This window comes from Klebsiella sp. YJ (assembly GCF_002108615.1).
GTDB lineage: Bacteria > Pseudomonadota > Gammaproteobacteria > Enterobacterales > Enterobacteriaceae > Klebsiella > Klebsiella planticola.
Genome location: NZ_MTEG01000006.1, coordinates 217,470 through 235,780, shown reverse-complemented (window position 1 = coordinate 235,780; position 18,311 = coordinate 217,470). Strand labels below are relative to the sequence as shown.

The 18,311-nt window shown below is 55.9% G+C and carries 17 protein-coding genes and 1 pseudogene; 7 read left to right on the top strand and 11 right to left on the bottom strand.

All coding sequences use genetic code 11. The features are described from left to right. Nucleotides 1-59: 59 nt before the first annotated feature. Together gss and BV390_RS31910 are read right to left on the bottom strand one after the other, a co-directional pair. A complete protein-coding gene (gss, locus tag BV390_RS08535; protein WP_032690705.1) occupies nucleotides 60-1,931 on the bottom strand; it encodes a bifunctional glutathionylspermidine amidase/synthase in 1,872 nt (623 codons plus the stop codon). Nucleotides 1,932-2,006: 75 nt separating this feature from the next. Then, nucleotides 2,007-2,141: a hypothetical protein gene (locus BV390_RS31910; RefSeq protein ID WP_306417341.1), complete on the bottom strand. Its 135-nt coding sequence runs from the start codon at nucleotides 2,139-2,141 to the stop codon at nucleotides 2,007-2,009. A gap of 69 nt (nucleotides 2,142-2,210) precedes the next feature. Between BV390_RS31910 and BV390_RS08530 the strand changes: the two genes are divergently transcribed. After that, a complete protein-coding gene (locus BV390_RS08530; RefSeq protein WP_004867687.1) occupies nucleotides 2,211-2,771 on the top strand; it encodes a DsbA family protein in 561 nt (186 codons plus the stop codon). 116 nt (nucleotides 2,772-2,887) lie between these two features. Further along, nucleotides 2,888-3,754: a glutathione-dependent disulfide-bond oxidoreductase gene (gene yghU / locus BV390_RS08525; protein ID WP_032690704.1), complete on the top strand. Its 867-nt coding sequence runs from the start codon at nucleotides 2,888-2,890 to the stop codon at nucleotides 3,752-3,754. A 34-nt stretch (nucleotides 3,755-3,788) separates the two neighbouring features. Here yghU and BV390_RS08520 read toward each other — a convergent pair whose 3' ends face one another. Beyond that, on the bottom strand, nucleotides 3,789-4,076 hold the full coding sequence (locus tag BV390_RS08520; RefSeq protein ID WP_032690703.1) for a DUF2623 family protein: 288 nt from the start codon (nucleotides 4,074-4,076) through the stop codon (nucleotides 3,789-3,791). Between the two features lie 77 nt (nucleotides 4,077-4,153). After that, a complete protein-coding gene (gene yghX, locus BV390_RS08515; RefSeq protein WP_032690791.1) occupies nucleotides 4,154-5,041 on the bottom strand; it encodes a YghX family hydrolase in 888 nt (295 codons plus the stop codon). A gap of 147 nt (nucleotides 5,042-5,188) precedes the next feature. Here yghX and mgrA point away from each other — a divergent pair, with 147 nt between their 5' ends. Next, nucleotides 5,189-6,229: an L-glyceraldehyde 3-phosphate reductase gene (gene mgrA, locus BV390_RS08510; RefSeq protein ID WP_032697563.1), complete on the top strand. Its 1,041-nt coding sequence runs from the start codon at nucleotides 5,189-5,191 to the stop codon at nucleotides 6,227-6,229. A 39-nt stretch (nucleotides 6,230-6,268) separates the two neighbouring features. Here mgrA and BV390_RS08505 read toward each other — a convergent pair whose 3' ends face one another. The 3 genes from BV390_RS08505 to exbB form a co-directional block, all read right to left on the bottom strand. After that, a complete protein-coding gene (locus BV390_RS08505; RefSeq protein WP_032690698.1) occupies nucleotides 6,269-6,763 on the bottom strand; it encodes a TIGR00645 family protein in 495 nt (164 codons plus the stop codon). 134 nt (nucleotides 6,764-6,897) lie between these two features. Then, nucleotides 6,898-7,323 carry a TonB system transport protein ExbD gene (exbD, locus tag BV390_RS08500; RefSeq protein ID WP_032690697.1) on the bottom strand — a complete coding sequence of 142 codons (426 nt, stop codon included), beginning with the start codon at nucleotides 7,321-7,323 and terminating at the stop codon, nucleotides 6,898-6,900. A gap of 6 nt (nucleotides 7,324-7,329) precedes the next feature. Beyond that, nucleotides 7,330-8,061, bottom strand: a complete 732-nt coding sequence (exbB, locus tag BV390_RS08495; protein ID WP_032690696.1) for a tol-pal system-associated acyl-CoA thioesterase — start codon at nucleotides 8,059-8,061, stop codon at nucleotides 7,330-7,332. A gap of 251 nt (nucleotides 8,062-8,312) precedes the next feature. On the opposite strand from exbB, the gene metC reads away from it, so the two are divergent. After that, nucleotides 8,313-9,500 (top strand): cystathionine beta-lyase, encoded by a 1,188-nt coding sequence (metC, locus tag BV390_RS08485; protein WP_032698770.1) that lies wholly within the window; start codon nucleotides 8,313-8,315, stop codon nucleotides 9,498-9,500. Between the two features lie 130 nt (nucleotides 9,501-9,630). Then, on the top strand, nucleotides 9,631-10,290 hold the full coding sequence (gene yghB, locus BV390_RS08480; RefSeq protein WP_032690694.1) for a DedA family general envelope maintenance protein YghB: 660 nt from the start codon (nucleotides 9,631-9,633) through the stop codon (nucleotides 10,288-10,290). Between the two features lie 62 nt (nucleotides 10,291-10,352). Here yghB and BV390_RS08475 read toward each other — a convergent pair whose 3' ends face one another. Next, entirely contained in the window at nucleotides 10,353-11,252 is a 900-nt protein-coding gene (locus BV390_RS08475) for an AraC family transcriptional regulator (protein ID WP_032690693.1), read from the bottom strand. Nucleotides 11,253-11,448: 196 nt separating this feature from the next. Here BV390_RS08475 and yqhD point away from each other — a divergent pair, with 196 nt between their 5' ends. Further along, a complete protein-coding gene (gene yqhD / locus BV390_RS08470; protein WP_032690692.1) occupies nucleotides 11,449-12,612 on the top strand; it encodes an alcohol dehydrogenase in 1,164 nt (387 codons plus the stop codon). A 144-nt stretch (nucleotides 12,613-12,756) separates the two neighbouring features. Further along, the gene (gene dkgA, locus BV390_RS08465; RefSeq protein ID WP_032698769.1) at nucleotides 12,757-13,584 is read left to right on the top strand and encodes a 2,5-didehydrogluconate reductase DkgA; all 828 of its coding nucleotides are present in this window, start codon (nucleotides 12,757-12,759) and stop codon (nucleotides 13,582-13,584) included. A 114-nt stretch (nucleotides 13,585-13,698) separates the two neighbouring features. Here dkgA and BV390_RS08460 read toward each other — a convergent pair. From BV390_RS08460 to plsC, 3 genes and pseudogenes are all read right to left on the bottom strand, one after another. Beyond that, a pseudogene (locus tag BV390_RS08460) lies at nucleotides 13,699-15,950 on the bottom strand (YgiQ family radical SAM protein); the annotation flags it as partial. Between the two features lie 33 nt (nucleotides 15,951-15,983). Then, nucleotides 15,984-17,396, bottom strand: a complete 1,413-nt coding sequence (gene ftsP, locus BV390_RS08455) for a cell division protein FtsP (RefSeq protein ID WP_032690690.1) — start codon at nucleotides 17,394-17,396, stop codon at nucleotides 15,984-15,986. Nucleotides 17,397-17,481: 85 nt separating this feature from the next. Continuing rightward, nucleotides 17,482-18,219: a 1-acylglycerol-3-phosphate O-acyltransferase gene (plsC, locus tag BV390_RS08450; protein WP_004867743.1), complete on the bottom strand. Its 738-nt coding sequence runs from the start codon at nucleotides 18,217-18,219 to the stop codon at nucleotides 17,482-17,484. Between the last annotated feature and the right edge of the window lie 92 nt (nucleotides 18,220-18,311).

Below are 18,311 nucleotides of genomic sequence, written 5' to 3'. Positions count from 1 at the left end.
TCGTGTTTGCAGGATTTGTTGCCCGGACAGGTCGTTTACGGCGCTGTCCGGGCTGCCGGCTACCGGCCGTCGCTGTCTTTCAGCACAATTAACGGTTCGATATCACTCTCTTTTTTGACTACCAGCGAATCATCGCCGCGCAGACAAGTACCGCCGTAGTTGCCGCCGACGGTAAACGTACACACCTGAATGTATTTACCATCCACTTTCGGCAGGCACCAGAGCTGCTGGTAAATATTTTTACGATCGACAAACTGCCCGCTGGTTTTATCCAGCACTTCGTCTTTCGGACCAATCAAATCAATGTTGCTGCCGCAGCGGCCAGAGATAGGTTTCACCGCGTAACCGGTTTTCGCCAGCTCATCGTTGACCACAAAATCGGTATCCAGCAGATAGCGGTGGTTCGGGAACAGCGACCACAGTACCGGCAGAATGGCCTTGTTACCGGGGATCACCGTCCACAGCGGTTCGAAGACCAGCACTTCCGGACGCAGCAGCACGTCAATCAGCCGCACGGCGTTTTGCGGATGTCCGGTACGGATCGGCACGGCGGCGTACTCATCGGCGCTGACTTCACGCACCTGCTCGATGGCGGTTTCCCAGGCCCAGGTTTTCCAGACGCAGTTCACCAGACGCCCGTCGCCGTCGATCAGCTGCCCGGCGGCATCCCAGTGCAGCTCATCTAGGCCAAAGAGGATCTTACTTTCGAACCCCGCCTGCGTGAGCGAGCGCTGGATAAACAGCGCGTGGTAGTTCTCCTCCAGATCCTTGTCCTGCATGATATGCACGAAAGGACGGGCGCGGCTGTGTTTCCAGGCGCCCGCCAGCTCATCAAGCAGATTTTCCGCCGGGTTGTGTCCGCTGCCGTAGTAGCCCTGCTTCAGCCACTGTTCGAGGATCAGCCCGCCTTCGGTATGACAAGAGGCGGAGTCGGCGTTGTATTCATAGACCTTCAGCCCGCGCTCATCCATACAGAAATCCATGCGGCCGGTAATCATATGATGACGGCGTCGCTGCCACGAGAGGCGCAGGCGCGGCCAGAGAATTTTAGGGATATCAAACAGCGCCAGCAGGTTGTCATCTTTCATCACCTTATCGGTGGCGTGCAGGTACATCAAATGCAGCTCGTTGGTCGCTTTGATTAGCTCCTGCTCGGCGCTTTCGGTAATGGTGAAGTACTGATAGGGATCTTGATTGATGAAGTGACCGTTGGCGGCCACGTAGGCTTTCTGCAGTGAATCTTTCTCGTTCAGCCAGTTACCGCGGAACTGGCCTTTATTCGGCAATCTCGCGCCCTGAATCGCCATCGCTTCACCCGGCAGCACCGGCTGCGGCAGGCTGTGCTCGGTATCGGCGGTCTGAATCATCCAGCCTAATATTTCCGTATCGGCAAAGGTATCTTTGATGGTGTAGAAACCGTCTTTCACTTCCAGCGTTAATTCGCGGGTCCATTGCTGGCCCTGCGGCAGCGGAGCGTGAATCACGTTTTGCTCGGCGATGCGGACCTTATTGCCGACCAGCTGCGTAATCACCGCAACATGGCCGGTATGCTTGAACTCACCGCCCTTTTGCCAAATCAGCAGCGAACCGGCCATCGGCGGACGGCGGGCGCCGTTTGCGAAAGCCTGCAGCGGCAGAATATTGTCATTGACCACTTCACGCAGAAAACGCAGGGAGAAGATTTCATAGGCCATGCCGACATCGGTAAAGACAAAGCCGTAGGTGAGAAACAAAAAGCGGCGCGCGAATTCAACGCACTGCCATTTATGCCCCATATACTCACTGCCGATGTAGCTGCGGAACGTCGCGTCATCCGGATAGTCGCGCGGATTTAAACTGCTGTAATTCGATGAATAAATTGCTACGCCCCCCGGCGCGTAGCCTAACAATGTACCAAAAGGGGCATCACTACTTGTCGATCCTTTGCTCATTAGCCTGACCTCAAATTAATGCAGCCCGGGCAGTTGGCGGAACAAAACTCCCTCTTCTTATCCTGCCACAGGCACTTACCAGACAGAGGTGAAATGATGATACCACTCATTGGATTCAGCGATCGTGCCCTGCGGGAAAATAACCCGGCGCCTTTGGGTAAAAGTGATATCGTTATTTGTAATATCTCCCCGTAATACTTCAGGTTGCATTGCCGTTGACAACAGCCCGGGTGATTCAGGGAATCATAACGAAGAATGAGACAACGTCAGGAGTTGATTATGAGCGCACAACCGCATCTGCAGGCTCAACCGCTGGTCTGGGGCCACGGCCCACGTACTTTTGAGGTTTTCCTTGAGCCAACCTGCCCGTTTTCCGTCCGGGCATTCAATAAGCTCGACGAGCTACTGGACGAAGTCGGCGCGGATAATGTGACCATCAAGATTCGTCTGCAGTCGCAGCCATGGCATCTTTTCTCCGGCGTCATCGTACGCTGCATTCTTGCCGCCTCGACGCTCCCGCACGGCAGAGAGCAGGCGCACAGGGTGTTAAAAGCCGTCGCCGACCATCGCGAAGAGTTTGAATTTACCGACCATTGCAGCGGGCCGAATATGGAGACCACGCCGCAGCAGATTATCCAGCGCATTGAGCGCTATAGCCAGGTTCTGCTCTCTACGGCCTTCGCCCGCCCTGAGCTGCAGGCTGAAATTAAATGGCATTGCAAATACGCGCGACAGAACGGTATTCATGTCTCGCCTACCTTTATGGTCAACGGTCTGGTGCAGCCGGACCTTGGCAGCAGCGACGATATCAGCGTATGGGCCGCGCGGATTATGGCCTGAGTCCCCCTCGCCCCGGTTGCGCGACGCTGACCGGGGCCAATAAGCCTCACACGGTTAAACCTGCTTAGCATCTCCTGCTACACTCCCTCAACGGCTCACTAAAAAGGCAGGTCCTCATGTCAGAGAATAACTACCAACCACCTAAAGTGTGGGAGTGGAAGCAAAACAACGGCGGCGCGTTCGCCAACATCAACCGTCCCGTCTCCGGCGCAACCCATGAAAAAGCGCTACCGGTCGGCTCACATCCGCTGCAGCTCTACTCCCTGGGCACGCCAAACGGCCAGAAGGTGACCATCCTGCTGGAAGAACTGCTGGCGCTCGGCGTGAGCGGCGCGGAATACGATGCCTGGCTGATTCGCATTGGCGAAGGCGATCAGTTCTCCAGCGGTTTTGTTGAGGTGAACCCCAACTCAAAAATTCCCGCCCTGAGCGACCACTCCACCACCCCGCCGACGCGCGTATTTGAGTCCGGCAGCATCCTGCTGTACCTCGCTGAGAAGTTTGGTTTCTTCCTGCCTAAAGATCCCGCCGGGCGGACCGAAACCCTTAACTGGCTGTTCTGGTTACAGGGCGCAGCCCCGTTCCTCGGCGGCGGTTTTGGCCACTTCTTTAACTATGCGCCGGTGAAAATCGAGTATGCGATTGACCGCTTCACGATGGAAGCCAAACGTCAGCTCGACGTGCTGGATAAGCAGCTCGCCCGCAACCGCTATGTTTCCGGGGAAGAGTACACGATCGCTGATATGGCTATCTGGCCGTGGTACGGCAATGTGGTGCTGGGCGGGGTGTATAACGCCGCTGAATTCCTTGACGCCGGCAGCTATAAAAACGTCCTGCGCTGGGCGCAGGACATCGGCAATCGTCCGGCAGTCAAACGCGGGCGTATCGTCAACCGGACCAACGGCCCGCTTAACGAGCAACTGCATGAACGCCACAGCGCCAGCGACTTCGATACCCTGACCGAAGACAAACGCCAGGCATAACGCCTCACCTACCGGAGGCCTCGGCCTTCGGTAGTTAACTTTCCAGCCGGTATCCCGCCATAAAGTAACGCATTGCAGTACAGGAATGTCCCTCCCTGAAGAAGTCCATGACCATGTTTCTGTCCAGGCCATAACGGCGGGTGAGGATCCCGGCCTCCCAGGCGCTAAGCTGACGATCGCCGGTTTGTTCAAACATCCGCTGAGAATAACCGAGGACAAACCCACGTTTATAATCCGCGCAAAAACCGGCTGCGTTGCTGGCGCTTTCAGCCTGAGAAGCCTTCAACCCCGCCATTAAACCTTTGCCAAAATGGTTATCCATCGCTTTCACCCCCAATCGTTATATATAAAATTATATAGCGATTTTTTGAGCGAGTGCCAGCGCTATTTCCGCCCTTTTTAGCCGAGATATTTGGCAAACCACGCCAGCGTTCGCTGCCAGGCAAGTTCAGCGGCGGCCCGGTCGTAACGCGGCGTGGAGTCGTTGTGAAAACCGTGGTTCACCTGAGGATAGATATAGGCCTCAAACACTTTATGCTGCGCCTTCAGCGCCTGTTCATAGGCGGGCCAACCGTCCGTGATGGGCTTATCCAGCTCCGCATAGTGCAGCAGCAGCGGCGCACGGATTTTTTCGACATCCGCGATCGGCGGCTGGCGGCCATAAAACGGCACCGCGCAGGCCAGTTCCGGGATCGCCACGGCGGCAGCATTGCACACACCGCCGCCGTAACAAAAACCGGTTATTCCCACTTTGCCGCTCGCCTGCGGATGCTTTTCCATAAAGGCGACGGCGGCAAAAAAGTCGTTCATCAGCTTCTGCGGATCGACTTTCTGCTGAAGCTCGCGCCCTTCGTCATCATTGCCGGGATAGCCGCCCACCGAACTCAGGCCATCCGGTGCCAGCGCGATGTAACCGGCTTTGGCCACTCGCCGGGCGACATCTTCGATATAGGGATTCAGCCCGCGATTCTCATGCACGACGATCACCGACGCCGGTTTTACGGTGGGTTTCGTCGGCATCACCAGATAGCCGCGCACCTCTCCGTGCCCTTCGGGCGAAGGATAGCGAATATATTCCGCATGAATATCCGGGTCGGTAAACGAGACCTGCCCGGCAAGCGCATAGTTGGGTTTCAGCAGATTAAACAGTGCCAGGGCGGTCATGCCACCGACGGCGTACTTCCCGGCCATCTGTAAAAACTCCCTCTTGCTGATTTTGCCGTGTGCGTAATAGTCGTAGTACTCCAGCAGCTCTTGCGGAAAATCTTTCGCCGTCAGTCGCGTCATCATCTCTTCTCCGTAAATTAACCCCTTTTAAGCAAAGCATAAGCTCGCGGTGACGCCAGCAATCTTACGCATTGTGATCCAGCAAACGCTGCCGGCGTGCCATACCAGTTAAAATGGAAACGACGTTTTAATTTATAAGGAGAGATCATGTCCTGGTTAGCTGACGCCACCCGCTACGATCGCATGCAGTACCGCTACTGCGGTAAAAGCGGCCTGCAATTGCCCCTCTTGTCGCTGGGGCTGTGGCACAACTTTAGCCACGGTCACGCGCTGGATGACCAACGCGCCCTGCTGCGCAAGGCCTTTGACCTGGGCATTACCCATTTCGATCTGGCGAATAACTACGGGCCGCCGCCCGGCAGCGCGGAGGAAAATTTTGGCCGCCTGCTGCGCGAGGATTTTGCCGCCTATCGCGACGAGCTGATTGTGGCGACGAAAGCAGGCTACTCCATGTGGCCAGGCCCCTATGGCAACGGTAGTTCGCGAAAATATCTGCTCGCCAGCCTCGATCAGAGCCTGCAGCGGATGGGACTGGATTACGTCGATATTTTCTATTCGCATCGCGTCGATGAAAATACGCCGATGGAAGAGACTGCCGCAGCGCTGGCGCAGGCGGTACAGAGCGGTAAAGCCTTGTATGTCGGCATCTCCTCCTATTCGCCGGAACGTACGCAGCAAATGGCCGCCCTTTTGCGCGACTGGAAGATCCCGCTGCTTATTCACCAGCCGTCTTATAACCTGCTCAACCGCTGGGTCGACACCAGCGGACTGCTGGATACGCTGGAGGAGAACGGCGTCGGCTGCATCGCCTTTACACCGCTGGCGCAGGGCCTGCTGACCGGTAAATATCTCCAGCAGATCCCGGAGGGTTCGCGGATGTTCTACGAAGGCAAAAGAGCGCGCGGCCTGACGGAAAATATGCTCAGTGAGTCAAATCTGAACAGTCTGCGTTTATTGCAGGAGATGGCCCACCGCCGCGGGCAGAGCATGGCGCAGATGGCGCTGAGCTGGCTGCTGAAAGACCGCCGGGTGACGTCGGTGCTGATTGGCGCCAGCCGCCCGCAGCAGCTGGAGGAGAACGTACAGGCGCTGAAAAATCTGACGTTTAGCGCAGAAGAGCTGGCGCAGATTGACCAGCACGTCGCGGATGGTCAGCTCAATTTATGGCAAACCTCGTCGGATAAATAAGTCACCAGCCCGGCGGCTCTGCCCCGCCGGGCTGGTGTATCAGTGCTTAACCTTGGTCAGACGATCGAGATAGCCCATCACAAACGCCGACAGCACAAAGGTCAGATGGATAATGACGTACCACATCAGCTTGTTGTCCGGTACGTTTTTCGCGTCCATAAACACCCGCAGCAGATGGATAGAGGAGATGGCGACAATCGACGCCGCCACTTTATTTTTCAGGGAGGTGGCATCCATTTTACCCAGCCAGCTGAGCTTTTCTTTACCTTCATTGATATCCAGCTGGGAGACAAAATTTTCGTAGCCGGAGAACATCACCATCACCAGCAGGCCGCCCACCAGCGTCATATCGACCAGCGACAGCAGCGTCAGAATCAGCTCCGACTCGCCCACGCTAAAGATGTGCGGCAGTACGTGGAAAATCTCCTGAAAAAATTTGATCGACAGCGCAATCAGCCCGAGCGAAAGACCAAAATAAACCGGCGCCAACAACCAGCGTGAGGCATACATAGCATTTTCCAGAAAGCGTTCCATAAGATCCTGTGAGTTAACAAAAAACGTTCGGCATTATATCGCAACCCGCCATGGCGATTGCAACCTCCCGCCGCGGCGTATCAGGCATAAAAAAGGCTGGCGCATGGCCAGCCTGAGGAGCGTCGTCGGGAGGGTTATTTCGCTTTTACGGTTTCTTCACCCACCAGACCAATCTTCAGATAACCCGCCTGGTGCAGGGTATCCATGACCTTCATCATCGTCTCATAATCCACGGTTTTGTCCGCGCGGAAGAAGACGGTGGTGTCTTTCTTCCCTTCAGTCAGCGTATCCAGCGCGCCGATCATGCTCTCTTCGGTAATGGCATCGTTGCCGAGGAACATCGTTTTATCCGCTTTCACCGACAGATAAATCGGCTTTTCCGGACGCGGCTGCGGCTGACTTGAGGAGGCCGGAAGGTTGACCTTCACATCCACGGTCGCCAGCGGCGCCGCCACCATAAAGATGATCAACAGCACCAGCATGACGTCAATAAACGGCGTGACGTTAATGTCATGCATTTCGCCGTTATCATCGAGGTTTTCGTTAAAATGCATTGCCATAAAGCATTAACCTACTCGTAATTTTTGCGCGGTACGGACCGGTTTTACGCCGCTGGCGCTCAGATCCAGGTCACGGCTTTGCAGCAGCAGCACCTGCGCGGCGACATCGCCGAGCGACGCTTTGTAGCTGCCGATCATGCGGGCAAAAATGTTATAGATAACCACGGCAGGAATCGCCGCAAACAGGCCGATGGCGGTCGCCAGCAGCGCTTCAGCGATGCCCGGTGCAACTACCGCAAGGTTAGTCGTCTGCGTCTGCGCAATGCCGATAAAGCTGTTCATGATACCCCAGACGGTACCAAACAGGCCGACGAACGGGGAAATCGCCCCGATGGTCGCCAGATAGCCGTTGCCGCGGCCCATATAACGGCCGACGAACGCCACGCGACGCTCAAGGCGGAAACCGGTACGCTCTTTAATCCCTTCGTTATCTTCGACGCCTTCAGAGAGCACCAGCTCGTTCTGCGCTTCGTTGATAAGCTGGGTGCTTAAGCTTTTCGGGTGGAAACTGTTTGCGATATCGCTGGCCTGATCGAGGGAACGAGCATCGCTGAGCTGCTGCTGTTCGCGCTTGAGGCGGCGCTTACTGGAGAGGATTTCAGCACCTTTGCCGAAAAAGATAGCCCAAGTGACTATCGACGCCAAAATCAGGCCAATCATCACGACCTTAACGACAATATCGGCATGATGATACATACCCCAAACGGACAGGTCCGCCTGCATCAAATTATTACCCACGCTGAATCTCCAGGACGTCAATCACAAAATCTGAGCACAATAATATCAAAAAAGCATCGAATTGATAGTGGTTCTCATTAGTATTTACACTGTGCAGCAAATCACGTTTAGATTCCTTGCGCTTACGCAGTAAAAAAGTGGCCGACCGCGGATTTCGCAAAATTTTTGCCCGTATCGGCCATTCCCCGGTACAGCTTGAGTCATTCATGCTAGTTTAGACGTCCAGACGTATAAAACCAGGTAAAAAAAACATGGCTGATAAACATCTTGATACCGCGCTGGTCAATGCCGGGCGCAGTAAAAAATATACTCAGGGCTCGGTCAACAGCGTGATTCAGCGGGCTTCATCGCTGGTGTTCGAGACTGTCGAAGCCAAAAAACACGCCACCCGCAACCGGGCAAAAGGCGAGCTGTTTTACGGCCGTCGCGGGACATTGACCCACTTTTCGCTACAGGAAGCCATGTGCGAACTGGAAGGTGGCGCCGGATGCGCGCTGTTTCCCTGCGGCGCCGCAGCCGTTGCCAATACCATTCTGGCCTTCGTCGAACAGGGCGACCATGTCCTGATGACCAACACCGCGTATGAGCCCAGCCAGGACTTTTGCACTAAAATCCTCGCAAAGCTCGGCGTAACCACCAGCTGGTTCGATCCGCTGATTGGCGCCGATATCGCCCGCCAGATTCAGCCGAACACCCGAGTGGTGTTCCTGGAGTCACCCGGTTCTATCACCATGGAAGTGCACGACGTTCCGGCAATCGTTGCGGCCGTACGCCGCGTTGCCCCGCAGGCGATTATCATGATCGACAACACCTGGGCCGCCGGCGTGCTGTTTAAAGCGCTGGATTTTGGCGTCGATATCTCCATCCAGGCCGGGACGAAATACCTGATAGGCCACTCTGATGCGATGGTCGGCACCGCGGTATCCAACGCGCGCTGTTGGGATCAGCTGCGGGAAAATGCCTACCTGATGGGACAAATGGTCGATGCGGATACCGCCTATATGACCAGCCGCGGCCTGCGCACCCTGGGCGTCCGCCTGCGTCAGCATCACGAAAGCAGCCTGCGTATCGCCGAATGGCTGGCGCAACATCCGCAGGTCGCGCGCGTCAACCACCCTGCGCTACCGGGCAGCAAGGGCCATGAGTTCTGGAAGCGCGATTTTACCGGCAGCAGCGGCCTGTTCTCTTTTGTCCTCAATAAGCGCCTGACCGATGCCGGGCTTGCTGCATATCTCGACAACTTCAGCTTGTTCAGCATGGCCTACTCCTGGGGCGGCTTTGAATCGCTGATTCTGGCTAATCAGCCGGAACAAATCGCCTCAATTCGTCCGGAAGCTGAAGTCGATTTCAGCGGCACGCTGATTCGCGTCCATATCGGTTTAGAAAATGTTGACGATCTGCTGGCGGATTTAGCGGCAGGCTTCTCCCGTATCGTGTAAAGTGACAGCGAGTGGCAACAATAGCGGACGTTCTGCGTAAGGCGGCCGCTGTTGTTGCGCCCGAGATCAAGGTGTTCGGGGCTCTTCAGGAGTACACTAATCAAAAATACGGTACCACTTAGGAAAGTCCATGGTTGTCATTCAAGAGATTGTCGCCGCCCTGTGGCAACATGATTTTGCCGCGCTGGCAAACCCCCAGGTCGTGGGCGTTGTATATCTGGTCATGTTCATGACATTGTTTCTGGAAAACGGTCTGCTACCCGCTTCATTTTTACCCGGGGACAGCCTGCTGCTGCTCGCCGGCGCGCTCATAGCCAAAGGCGTCATGGACTTTGTGCCGACTCTTGCCATCCTTACCGCCGCTGCCAGCCTTGGCTGCTGGCTGAGCTATCTGCAAGGGCGCTGGCTTGGCAATACCGAAACCGTCAAAGGCTGGCTCGCCCATCTGCCGCAGAAGTACCATCAGCGCGCGACCTGTATGTTTGATAAACATGGTCTTCTGGCGCTGCTGGCCGGTCGTTTCCTCGCCTTCGTGCGCACCCTGCTGCCAACGATGGCCGGCATTTCCGGGCTCTCCAACCGCCGCTTTCAGTTCTTCAACTGGCTCAGCGCGCTGCTGTGGGTCGGCGTGGTTACCGGTCTGGGCTATGCGCTCAGCATGATCCCGTTCGTGAAGCGACATGAAGACCAGGTCATGACCTGCCTGATGATTCTGCCCATCGCGCTGCTGGTGGCCGGGCTGGTGGGTACCGTGGTCGTGGTTATCAAGAAAAAATTCTGTAACGCCTGACAGAACCTTCCCGGGAGCGGCGCTGCCCGCCTTCCCGGGAATGAAACCCCGGCCCTTCTCCGTCACAGTCCCTGAATCATTCTGATCCGCGCCGCATCTTCTCCCGGCGTCATGCCAAAGTAGCGTTTAAACTCACGGCTGAACTGCGACGCGCTCTCGTAGCCGACGCGCATCGCCGCGGCACTGGCTTTCATCCCGTCATGAATCATCAGCATCCGCGCCTTATGTAAGCGATAGCTTTTGAGATACTGCAGTGGCGAGGTGCTGGTCACCGATTTGAAATTATGATGAAACGCCGAGACGCTCATATTGGCTTCCGCCGCCAGCTGATCGACGCTGAGGTTTTCGGTGTACTGGCTTTCAATGCGCTTCAGAACACGGCTAATCAGGCTGAAGTGGGTTTGTCGGCTGACCAGCGCCAGCAGCGCCCCGCCGCATGGCCCGGTGAGCACGTGATAGAGGATCTCGCGGATAATCTGTTTGCCGAGGATACGCGCATCCAGCGGACGTTCCATCACATCCAGCAGCCTTTCCGCCGCGCACAGGATCTCCTCCGATAAGGCTGCCGAGTTGATGCCGCTGGAGGCCATCGCCGGCTGAAACAGCTCATCCTCGCCTATGTCCATCAGCAGCTCCTGCAGCTGGAGAATATCCACATTCAGGCGCAATCCCGCCAGCGGCACCTCTGGCGTCGCGAAGGTCTCGCACTCAAACGGCAGCGGTACCGTCAACAGCAGATATTCATTGGTGTCATAGCGAAAAGTCCGCTCATTGATGTAGCCAATTTTATGACCCGAAAAGAGAAAAACAATGCCTGGCTGGTACATCACCGGCGTACGGGTACCCGGCTGCGTACCGTACAACAGACGAATATCTGGCAGCAGCAAGCTAAGATTTTCTTCGTTATCTTTCAGTGCATTAACCTTTTCCGTCAACAGCTGGCATATCTCGGCGCGGTTCATTTTCGGTGCTTCTCCAGACGTTTTTTCACCTCTGCATTGTGCGCATATTTCTGCCTTTTCTCCAGCCCAGTGGAGAAATGGGCAAGACAACGGCAGGAATGTGCATTGAGAGGAACCGGCGACAGGACCACAATGACCGTCATCTGGCCGAGGCATCCTCTCAGTCGGCAGTTTTCTTTTTTTGAGGGCACGAATAATGAACAATTTCGATCTACATACCCCAACCCGCATCCTGTTTGGTAAAGGCGCCATCGATAACCTGCGCGATCAAATCCCGGCGGATGCCCGGATTCTGGTGACCTACGGCGGCGGCAGCGTGAAGAAAACCGGCGTGCTCGATCAGGTCCTCAACGCCCTGAACGGCTTCGACGTTCTGGAGTTTGGCGGGATTGAACCAAACCCCTCTTACGAAACGCTGATGAACGCGGTGAAAATCGCCCGTGAACAAAACGTCACCTTCCTGCTCGCCGTCGGCGGTGGTTCGGTACTGGATGGCACGAAATTCATCGCCGCAGCGGCGCACTATGACGAAAACGTCGATCCGTGGGAAATTCTCGAAACCTACGGCAGCCACGTGAAAAGTGCGATCCCGATGGGCTCCGTGCTGACGCTGCCGGCAACCGGTTCCGAATCCAATAAAGGTGCCGTGGTTTCACGTAAAACCACCGGCGACAAACGCGCCTTCATGTCTGCTCATGTCCAGCCAGTGTTTGCGATCCTCGATCCGGTTTACACCTATACCCTGCCGCCGCGTCAGGTGGCCAACGGCGTGGTTGACGCATTTGTCCATACCGTTGAGCAGTACGTTACCTATCCGGTTGATGGCAAAATTCAGGATCGCTTTGCCGAAGGCATTCTGCTGACCCTGATTGAAGAGGGTCCGAAAGCGCTGAAGGAGCCGGAAAATTACGACGTTCGCGCCAATATTATGTGGGCCGCGACCCAGGCGTTAAACGGCCTGATCGGCGCTGGCGTTCCCCAGGACTGGGCAACGCACATGCTGGGTCACGAGTTGACCGCGATGCATGGCCTCGATCATGCCCAGACGCTGGCCATCGTGCTGCCAGTATTGTGGAATGAAAAACGCGATACTAAACGCGCGAAACTGCTGCAATATGCCGCTCGCGTCTGGAATATTACCGAGGGTTCTGAAGACGAACGTATCGATGCCGCTATCGCCGCGACGCGTAACTTCTTCGAACAGCTTGGCGTACCGACCCGTCTTTCCGACTACGGTCTGGACGGTAGCTCTATCCCGGCGTTACTGGCTAAACTGGAAGAACACGGCATGACGGCGCTGGGTGAAAATCAGGATATCACCCTTGAGGTCAGCCGTCGGATTTACGAGGCCGCACGCTAAGTTTCCCTTTATCCCTCTCTTCTTCTTGCCGCGAACTTGCGGGAAGGAGAAGAGTTTTACTACCGTTTTTAGCTATTTCGTCCAGACTTAATGCTACCCCTTAGCGGAATGTACACCGCTGAGTTTCATTAACAGGAGGAAGGCATGACACATCCAACCGTTATAAAACTGCACGACGGCAACCTGATGCCACAACTGGGTCTCGGCGTGTGGAAAGCAGGCAACGAGGAAGTCGTCTCCGCCATTCATAAGGCGCTGGAAGTCGGTTATCGCTCTATTGACACCGCCGCCGCATACCAAAATGAGACCGGTGTCGGCAATGCGTTGCGCAGCGCAGGCATCCCCCGCGATGAGCTGTTTATCACCACTAAACTGTGGAACGACGACCAAAAACGCCCTCGTGAAGCGCTGCAAGAGAGCCTGCGCAAGCTGCAGCTCGATTATGTCGATCTCTATCTTATGCACTGGCCGGTTCCGGCAATTGACCACTACGTTGACGCCTGGAAAGGCATGGTTGAGCTGCAAAAAGAGGGGCTGGTCAAAAGCATCGGCGTCTGTAACTTCCAGGTGCACCATCTCCAGCGGCTGCTGGATGAAACCGGCGTCGTGCCGGTGATAAACCAGGTAGAGCTTCATCCTTTACTCCAGCAACGTCAGCTTCATGCCTGGAACGCCACGCATAAAATTCAGACGGAATCCTGGAGCCCGCTGGCGCAAGGGGGAGAAGGCGTTTTCGATCGAAAAATCGTTCACCAACTCGCGGATAAATACGGTAAAACGCCCGCGCAGATTGTTATCCGCTGGCACCTGGACAACGGGCTGGTGGTGATTCCGAAATCGGTAACGCCGGCACGTATTGCGGAGAACTTCAACGTCTGGGATTTCCGTCTCGATAAAGACGAACTGGGTGAGATGGCAAAACTGGACCAGAACAAACGTCTGGGGCCGGATCCGGATCAGTTCGGCGGATAGAACGTAAACAGGCCGGATGGCGCTAACGCCTATCCGGCCTGTGGTTCACCGTTTTTACCGGCCCGCTAAGCGCCACCGGGCCATACAACAGACTTAACGGCTGGCAACCTTGCCACGTTTTACGGGCTTCTTCGCCGTCTCCCCGGCGTTCGAACGCTGATGCACAATGGGCGTATGTTTGGTTAACGCCGGGCGGGTGTTGCGGTTCTGACGACGCGCTTCGCGCATCTCATCCAGCGTTGGTGCAGGAACCAGACAGTCACGGCGCGATCCAATCAGATGCTTCTTGCCCATGCTCTCCAGCGCCTGACGAATCAGCGGCCAGTTCGCCGGATCGTGGTAACGCAGCAGCGCTTTATGCAGACGGCGCTGTTTGTCGCCTTTCGGCACCACAACCTCTTCACTCTTATAGCCAATCTTACCCAGCGGATTCTTGCCGGTGTAATACATGGTGGTCGAGTTGGCCAGCGGCGACGGATAGAAGTTCTGCACCTGGTCGAGACGGAAACGGTTTTTTTTCAGCCACAGGGCCAGGTTCACCATATCTTCGTCGCGAGTGCCCGGGTGCGCAGAGATAAAGTACGGAATCAGGTACTGCTCTTTACCCGCCTGCTTCGAATAGGTATCGAACAGCTCTTTAAAGCGGTCATAGCTTCCCATACCCGGCTTCATCATTTTTGACAGCGGGCCTTCTTCCGTATGTTCCGGGGCAATCTTCAGATAGCCGCCAACGTGGTGAGTCGCCAGCTCTTTGATATAGCGCGGATCCTCGACGGCGATGTCATAGCGCACGCCAGAGGCGATAAGGATTTTTTTAATCCCTTTCAGATCGCGAGCGCGACGATACAGATTGATCGTTGGCTCATGGTTGGTATCCATGTGCGGGCAGATATCCGGATAGACGCAGGATAAACGGCGACAGGTTTGTTCCGCACGCGGCGACTTGCAGCGCAGCATATACATGTTGGCTGTCGGACCGCCAAGATCGGAGATAACACCAGTAAAGCCGGGAACCGTGTCGCGAATCGCTTCGATCTCGTTGATGATCGAATCTTCGGAACGGCTCTGAATGATGCGACCTTCATGCTCGGTGATGGAACAGAAAGAACAGCCGCCGAAACAGCCGCGCATAATGTTTATCGAGAAACGAATCATTTCGTAAGCCGGAATACGGCTGTCGCCATATGCCGGGTGCGGGACGCGCTTATACGGCAGCGCAAAAACGCTGTCCATCTCTTCCGTCGACAGCGGGATCGCCGGTGGGTTAACCCAGATATAACGCTCGCCGTGCTTTTGCATCAACGCGCGCGCGCAGCCCGGGTTGGTCTCATGATGCAGAATACGTGACGCGTGGGCGTACAGCACCTTGTCCCCTTTCACCTTCTCAAAGGAAGGCAGCAGGACATAGGTTTTTTCCCACGGCTTCGGACGCGGCGGTTGAACGGTGACGCGTTTGGCTTCTTGTTTTGGCGGCGCGACGGTTTTGTTATCCGCGCACGGCAGGTCTTCGCCATACGGGTGCGGGATCGGGTCAATTTTACCCGGAGTATCCAGACGGGTAGAGTCCACGCCGCTCCAGCCCGGCAGCGCTTCTTTGACCATAATGGCGGTATTACGCACGTCGCGAATTTGGCCAATCGGCTCACCGGCAGCCAGACGATGCGCTACTTCAACCAGCGGACGCTCGCCGTTGCCGAACATCAGCATATCGGCCTTCGAGTCCACCAGCACCGAACGGCGCACGGTATCAGACCAGTAATCATAATGCGCGGTACGACGCAGGCTGGCCTCGATCCCCCCGAGGATAACCGGGACATCCTTCCACGCTTCTTTACAGCGCTGGGTATAGACCAGCGTGGCGCGGTCAGGACGTTTACCGGCAACATTGCCCGCGGTATAAGCATCATCGTGGCGCAGCTTACGGTCAGCGGTGTAGCGGTTGATCATCGAGTCCATATTGCCGGCGGTGACCCCGAAGAACAGATTCGGTTTGCCGAGGCGCATAAAGTCATTTTTATTGTTCCAGTCAGGCTGGGAAATAATCCCGACGCGGAATCCCTGCGCTTCCAGCATGCGTCCGCAGATCGCCATTCCGAAGCTCGGATGATCGACATACGCATCGCCGGTGACCAGGATAATGTCGCAGCTATCCCAGCCAAGTTGATCCATCTCTTCGCGTGACATTGGTAAAAATGGCGCCGGGCCAAAGCAGGCGGCCCAGTACTGCGGCCAGGAAAAAAGGTCACGATCCGGTTGGATCAGGGATATTGCGCTCATATTGCTTCCGGAAAAAATGATAAAAAAATAATCAAAGGGCGGCGATTATAAGCCGGATCGATGATGGAAATGAAGGGAGATTTTCTTATACCCTGACCGCGATTCAGTCAGGGTATGAGGCATTACGGCGCCGGATTGACCAGCATCTGGCCAATTGAACCCCGGTCGGCAAGCTCCAGCGTCTGGCTCAGGAACTGGAACGGGAAATGCGGCCAGGAAGGCTGCGCGTAGTACACCAGGAGTTCCACCTGCCCGTCGACCCAGACGGTATCTTTCCAGCCGCGATCCTCCGGGAACGGTGCGGACCCGTTCACGTTACGCACCTGGAACATCACCCCTTCGATATGGAACGACTGCGGCCGATCGGCGCGCACCGTCCAGCGCTCCCAGGTGCCCTGCTGGGCGGTGATATCAATGCGCTGCGGATCCCACAGATTACCGTTAATGCCCGGATCGTCGCCCAGAGAGATATCCCGTGAGCGAAGCGGCGTGCCGGACAAGAACTCCGTCGGCAGCAAACGCACCGGCAGACTATCGGTGACCAGCGGCAGCAGGCCCGTTGGACGCAACGTTAATAGCAGCGTAGAAATCAGGATACTCGACGGTTCGAAGAAGCCACGGATACGATCAACGATGCTCGCCGCTTCGCCGCAGGTAATCGACACCTCATCGCCGTTGGTCATATCCACCAGAATTTCTCGCCGCTCGCCGGGGGCCAGCGACAGCTGTTTCAGCGACACCGGCGCGGGTAAAAAGCCCTGGTCGCCGGAGATGACATGTATCAGCCGGCCATCGCTCATCTGCAGCTGATAGCGGCGGGAGTTAGAGGCGTTCAGCAGACGCAGGCGCACCCAGCCGCGCGACACTTCGACATACGGACTCTGTACGCCGTTTACCAGCAGCGTATCGCCGACAAAACCGCCGCTGCCGGGCTCGCTGTATTCCGGCGAACCGAAATTATCCAGCCGCTTGTCCTGAATAATCACCGGGAAGTCATCCACGCCATAGTGATTAGGAACCGGGAGGTTTTTGCTGATTTCATCTTCCACCAGCCACATACCCGCCAGACCGTTATAGACCTGTCTGGCCATATGGTTCGGGGTATTCGCCTGATACCACAGCGTGGCGGCACTCTGGCGAATCGGCAGCACCGGCGCCCAGTCAGCGTTCGGCGACATCATTCGCGCCGCGCCGCCAATCAGCGGACCGGGAACCTGCAGGCCCCGAATGGTCATGGCGACGTTTTCCGTCAGGCGGTTGCTGTAAATGAGCTTAACATCATCGCCATTCCACACGCGGATCGTCGGCCCGAGATAGCGGCCGTTCACACCCCATACCGAGGCGCGCGTTCCCGGGGTAAATGACCAGTGCGCCCGCTGCAGAGTTAAAAACAGCGGCTGACCGCGGCGGGATTCCAGCAGCGGTGGAACCGGCAAGGCTGGCTGCTGGCCGGCGGCATGTGCGTTCAGCGGCACGGCTCCCGCGCACAGCGCTACGCCTGAAGCCTTAATAAACTGACGCCGACTGAGTGACATATTAACTCCATGGAATACTAACTCATCAAAAAGGGAATTCGTTTCCCGCTAGCCCTGTGCTCGCGCTATCGCGGCAGTTCCTGGTTTATTTCTTTGCCGCTGCTTCGCGCTCAGCAACTTCGCGATCCAGCTCTTCAATCTTCGCCGCCATCAGCTCGCGGCAGTGCGTTGCCAGCGCACGTACGCCCTCTTTACCAAACTGGCTGGTATCGACCGGCGGCAGCATTTCGACAATCACCAAACCATTGTTCAGGCGATTGAGGTTAATTTTATTCGATGTATTGGAAACGCACACCGGAATAATCGGTACGCCAGCGGCAATAGCCGCGTGGAAAGCGCCGGTTTTAAAGGGGAGCAAACCGCGGCCGCGGCTGCGCGTACCTTCCGGGAACATCCAGAAAGAGATTTTGCGTTTTTTAAACGTATTGACGACCTGCGAGATAGTGCCATGCGCTTTCGCCCGGTTATTTCGGTCAATCAGCAGGTTCCCCGTCAACCAGTAGAGCAGACCAAAAAACGGGATCCACACCAGGCTCTTTTTACCCACGGTCACGGTCGGCGGCTGTACGATATTTGATGCCGTCACCATATCATAGTTGTTCTGATGGTTAGCGATGTAGATCGCATTGCCATAGCTCTCTGCATCAGCAGGCTTACGCGTTTCTACCTTCAGGCCGAATAGCGGAGAGAGTCGGCCAAACAGATGCCCGAAGGTGGCCACGTGTTTAGGATTACGCGGGCTGAACAAGCAGTAAATACAGCCAAATATGCACACAAAGAGACAATAAATAACAACAACAATTAGTCGAAAAATAAATAGCATAGCTACCTCTAAAACCCAAACCGCTTAGAATGATACCCGTTAAACTTCAGCTCGTATGCGCGCGAACGGCAATATCGCCCGGTACATCGTGA

What these genes read in the sequence shown, in the direction of transcription:
- gss (WP_032690705.1), bottom strand. Translation starts at nt 1,931, where the DNA reads ATGAGCAAAGGATCGACAAGTAGTGATGCCCCTTTTGGTACATTGTTA.
- BV390_RS31910 (WP_306417341.1), bottom strand. Translation starts at nt 2,141, where the DNA reads ATGCAACCTGAAGTATTACGGGGAGATATTACAAATAACGATATCACT.
- BV390_RS08530 (WP_004867687.1), top strand. Translation starts at nt 2,211, where the DNA reads ATGAGCGCACAACCGCATCTGCAGGCTCAACCGCTGGTCTGGGGCCAC.
- yghU (WP_032690704.1), top strand. Translation starts at nt 2,888, where the DNA reads ATGTCAGAGAATAACTACCAACCACCTAAAGTGTGGGAGTGGAAGCAA.
- BV390_RS08520 (WP_032690703.1), bottom strand. Translation starts at nt 4,076, where the DNA reads ATGGATAACCATTTTGGCAAAGGTTTAATGGCGGGGTTGAAGGCTTCT.
- yghX (WP_032690791.1), bottom strand. Translation starts at nt 5,041, where the DNA reads ATGACGCGACTGACGGCGAAAGATTTTCCGCAAGAGCTGCTGGAGTAC.
- mgrA (WP_032697563.1), top strand. Translation starts at nt 5,189, where the DNA reads ATGTCCTGGTTAGCTGACGCCACCCGCTACGATCGCATGCAGTACCGC.
- BV390_RS08505 (WP_032690698.1), bottom strand. Translation starts at nt 6,763, where the DNA reads ATGGAACGCTTTCTGGAAAATGCTATGTATGCCTCACGCTGGTTGTTG.
- exbD (WP_032690697.1), bottom strand. Translation starts at nt 7,323, where the DNA reads ATGGCAATGCATTTTAACGAAAACCTCGATGATAACGGCGAAATGCAT.
- metC (WP_032698770.1), top strand. Translation starts at nt 8,313, where the DNA reads ATGGCTGATAAACATCTTGATACCGCGCTGGTCAATGCCGGGCGCAGT.
- yghB (WP_032690694.1), top strand. Translation starts at nt 9,631, where the DNA reads ATGGTTGTCATTCAAGAGATTGTCGCCGCCCTGTGGCAACATGATTTT.
- BV390_RS08475 (WP_032690693.1), bottom strand. Translation starts at nt 11,252, where the DNA reads ATGAACCGCGCCGAGATATGCCAGCTGTTGACGGAAAAGGTTAATGCA.
- yqhD (WP_032690692.1), top strand. Translation starts at nt 11,449, where the DNA reads ATGAACAATTTCGATCTACATACCCCAACCCGCATCCTGTTTGGTAAA.
- dkgA (WP_032698769.1), top strand. Translation starts at nt 12,757, where the DNA reads ATGACACATCCAACCGTTATAAAACTGCACGACGGCAACCTGATGCCA.
- ftsP (WP_032690690.1), bottom strand. Translation starts at nt 17,396, where the DNA reads ATGTCACTCAGTCGGCGTCAGTTTATTAAGGCTTCAGGCGTAGCGCTG.
- plsC (WP_004867743.1), bottom strand. Translation starts at nt 18,219, where the DNA reads ATGCTATTTATTTTTCGACTAATTGTTGTTGTTATTTATTGTCTCTTT.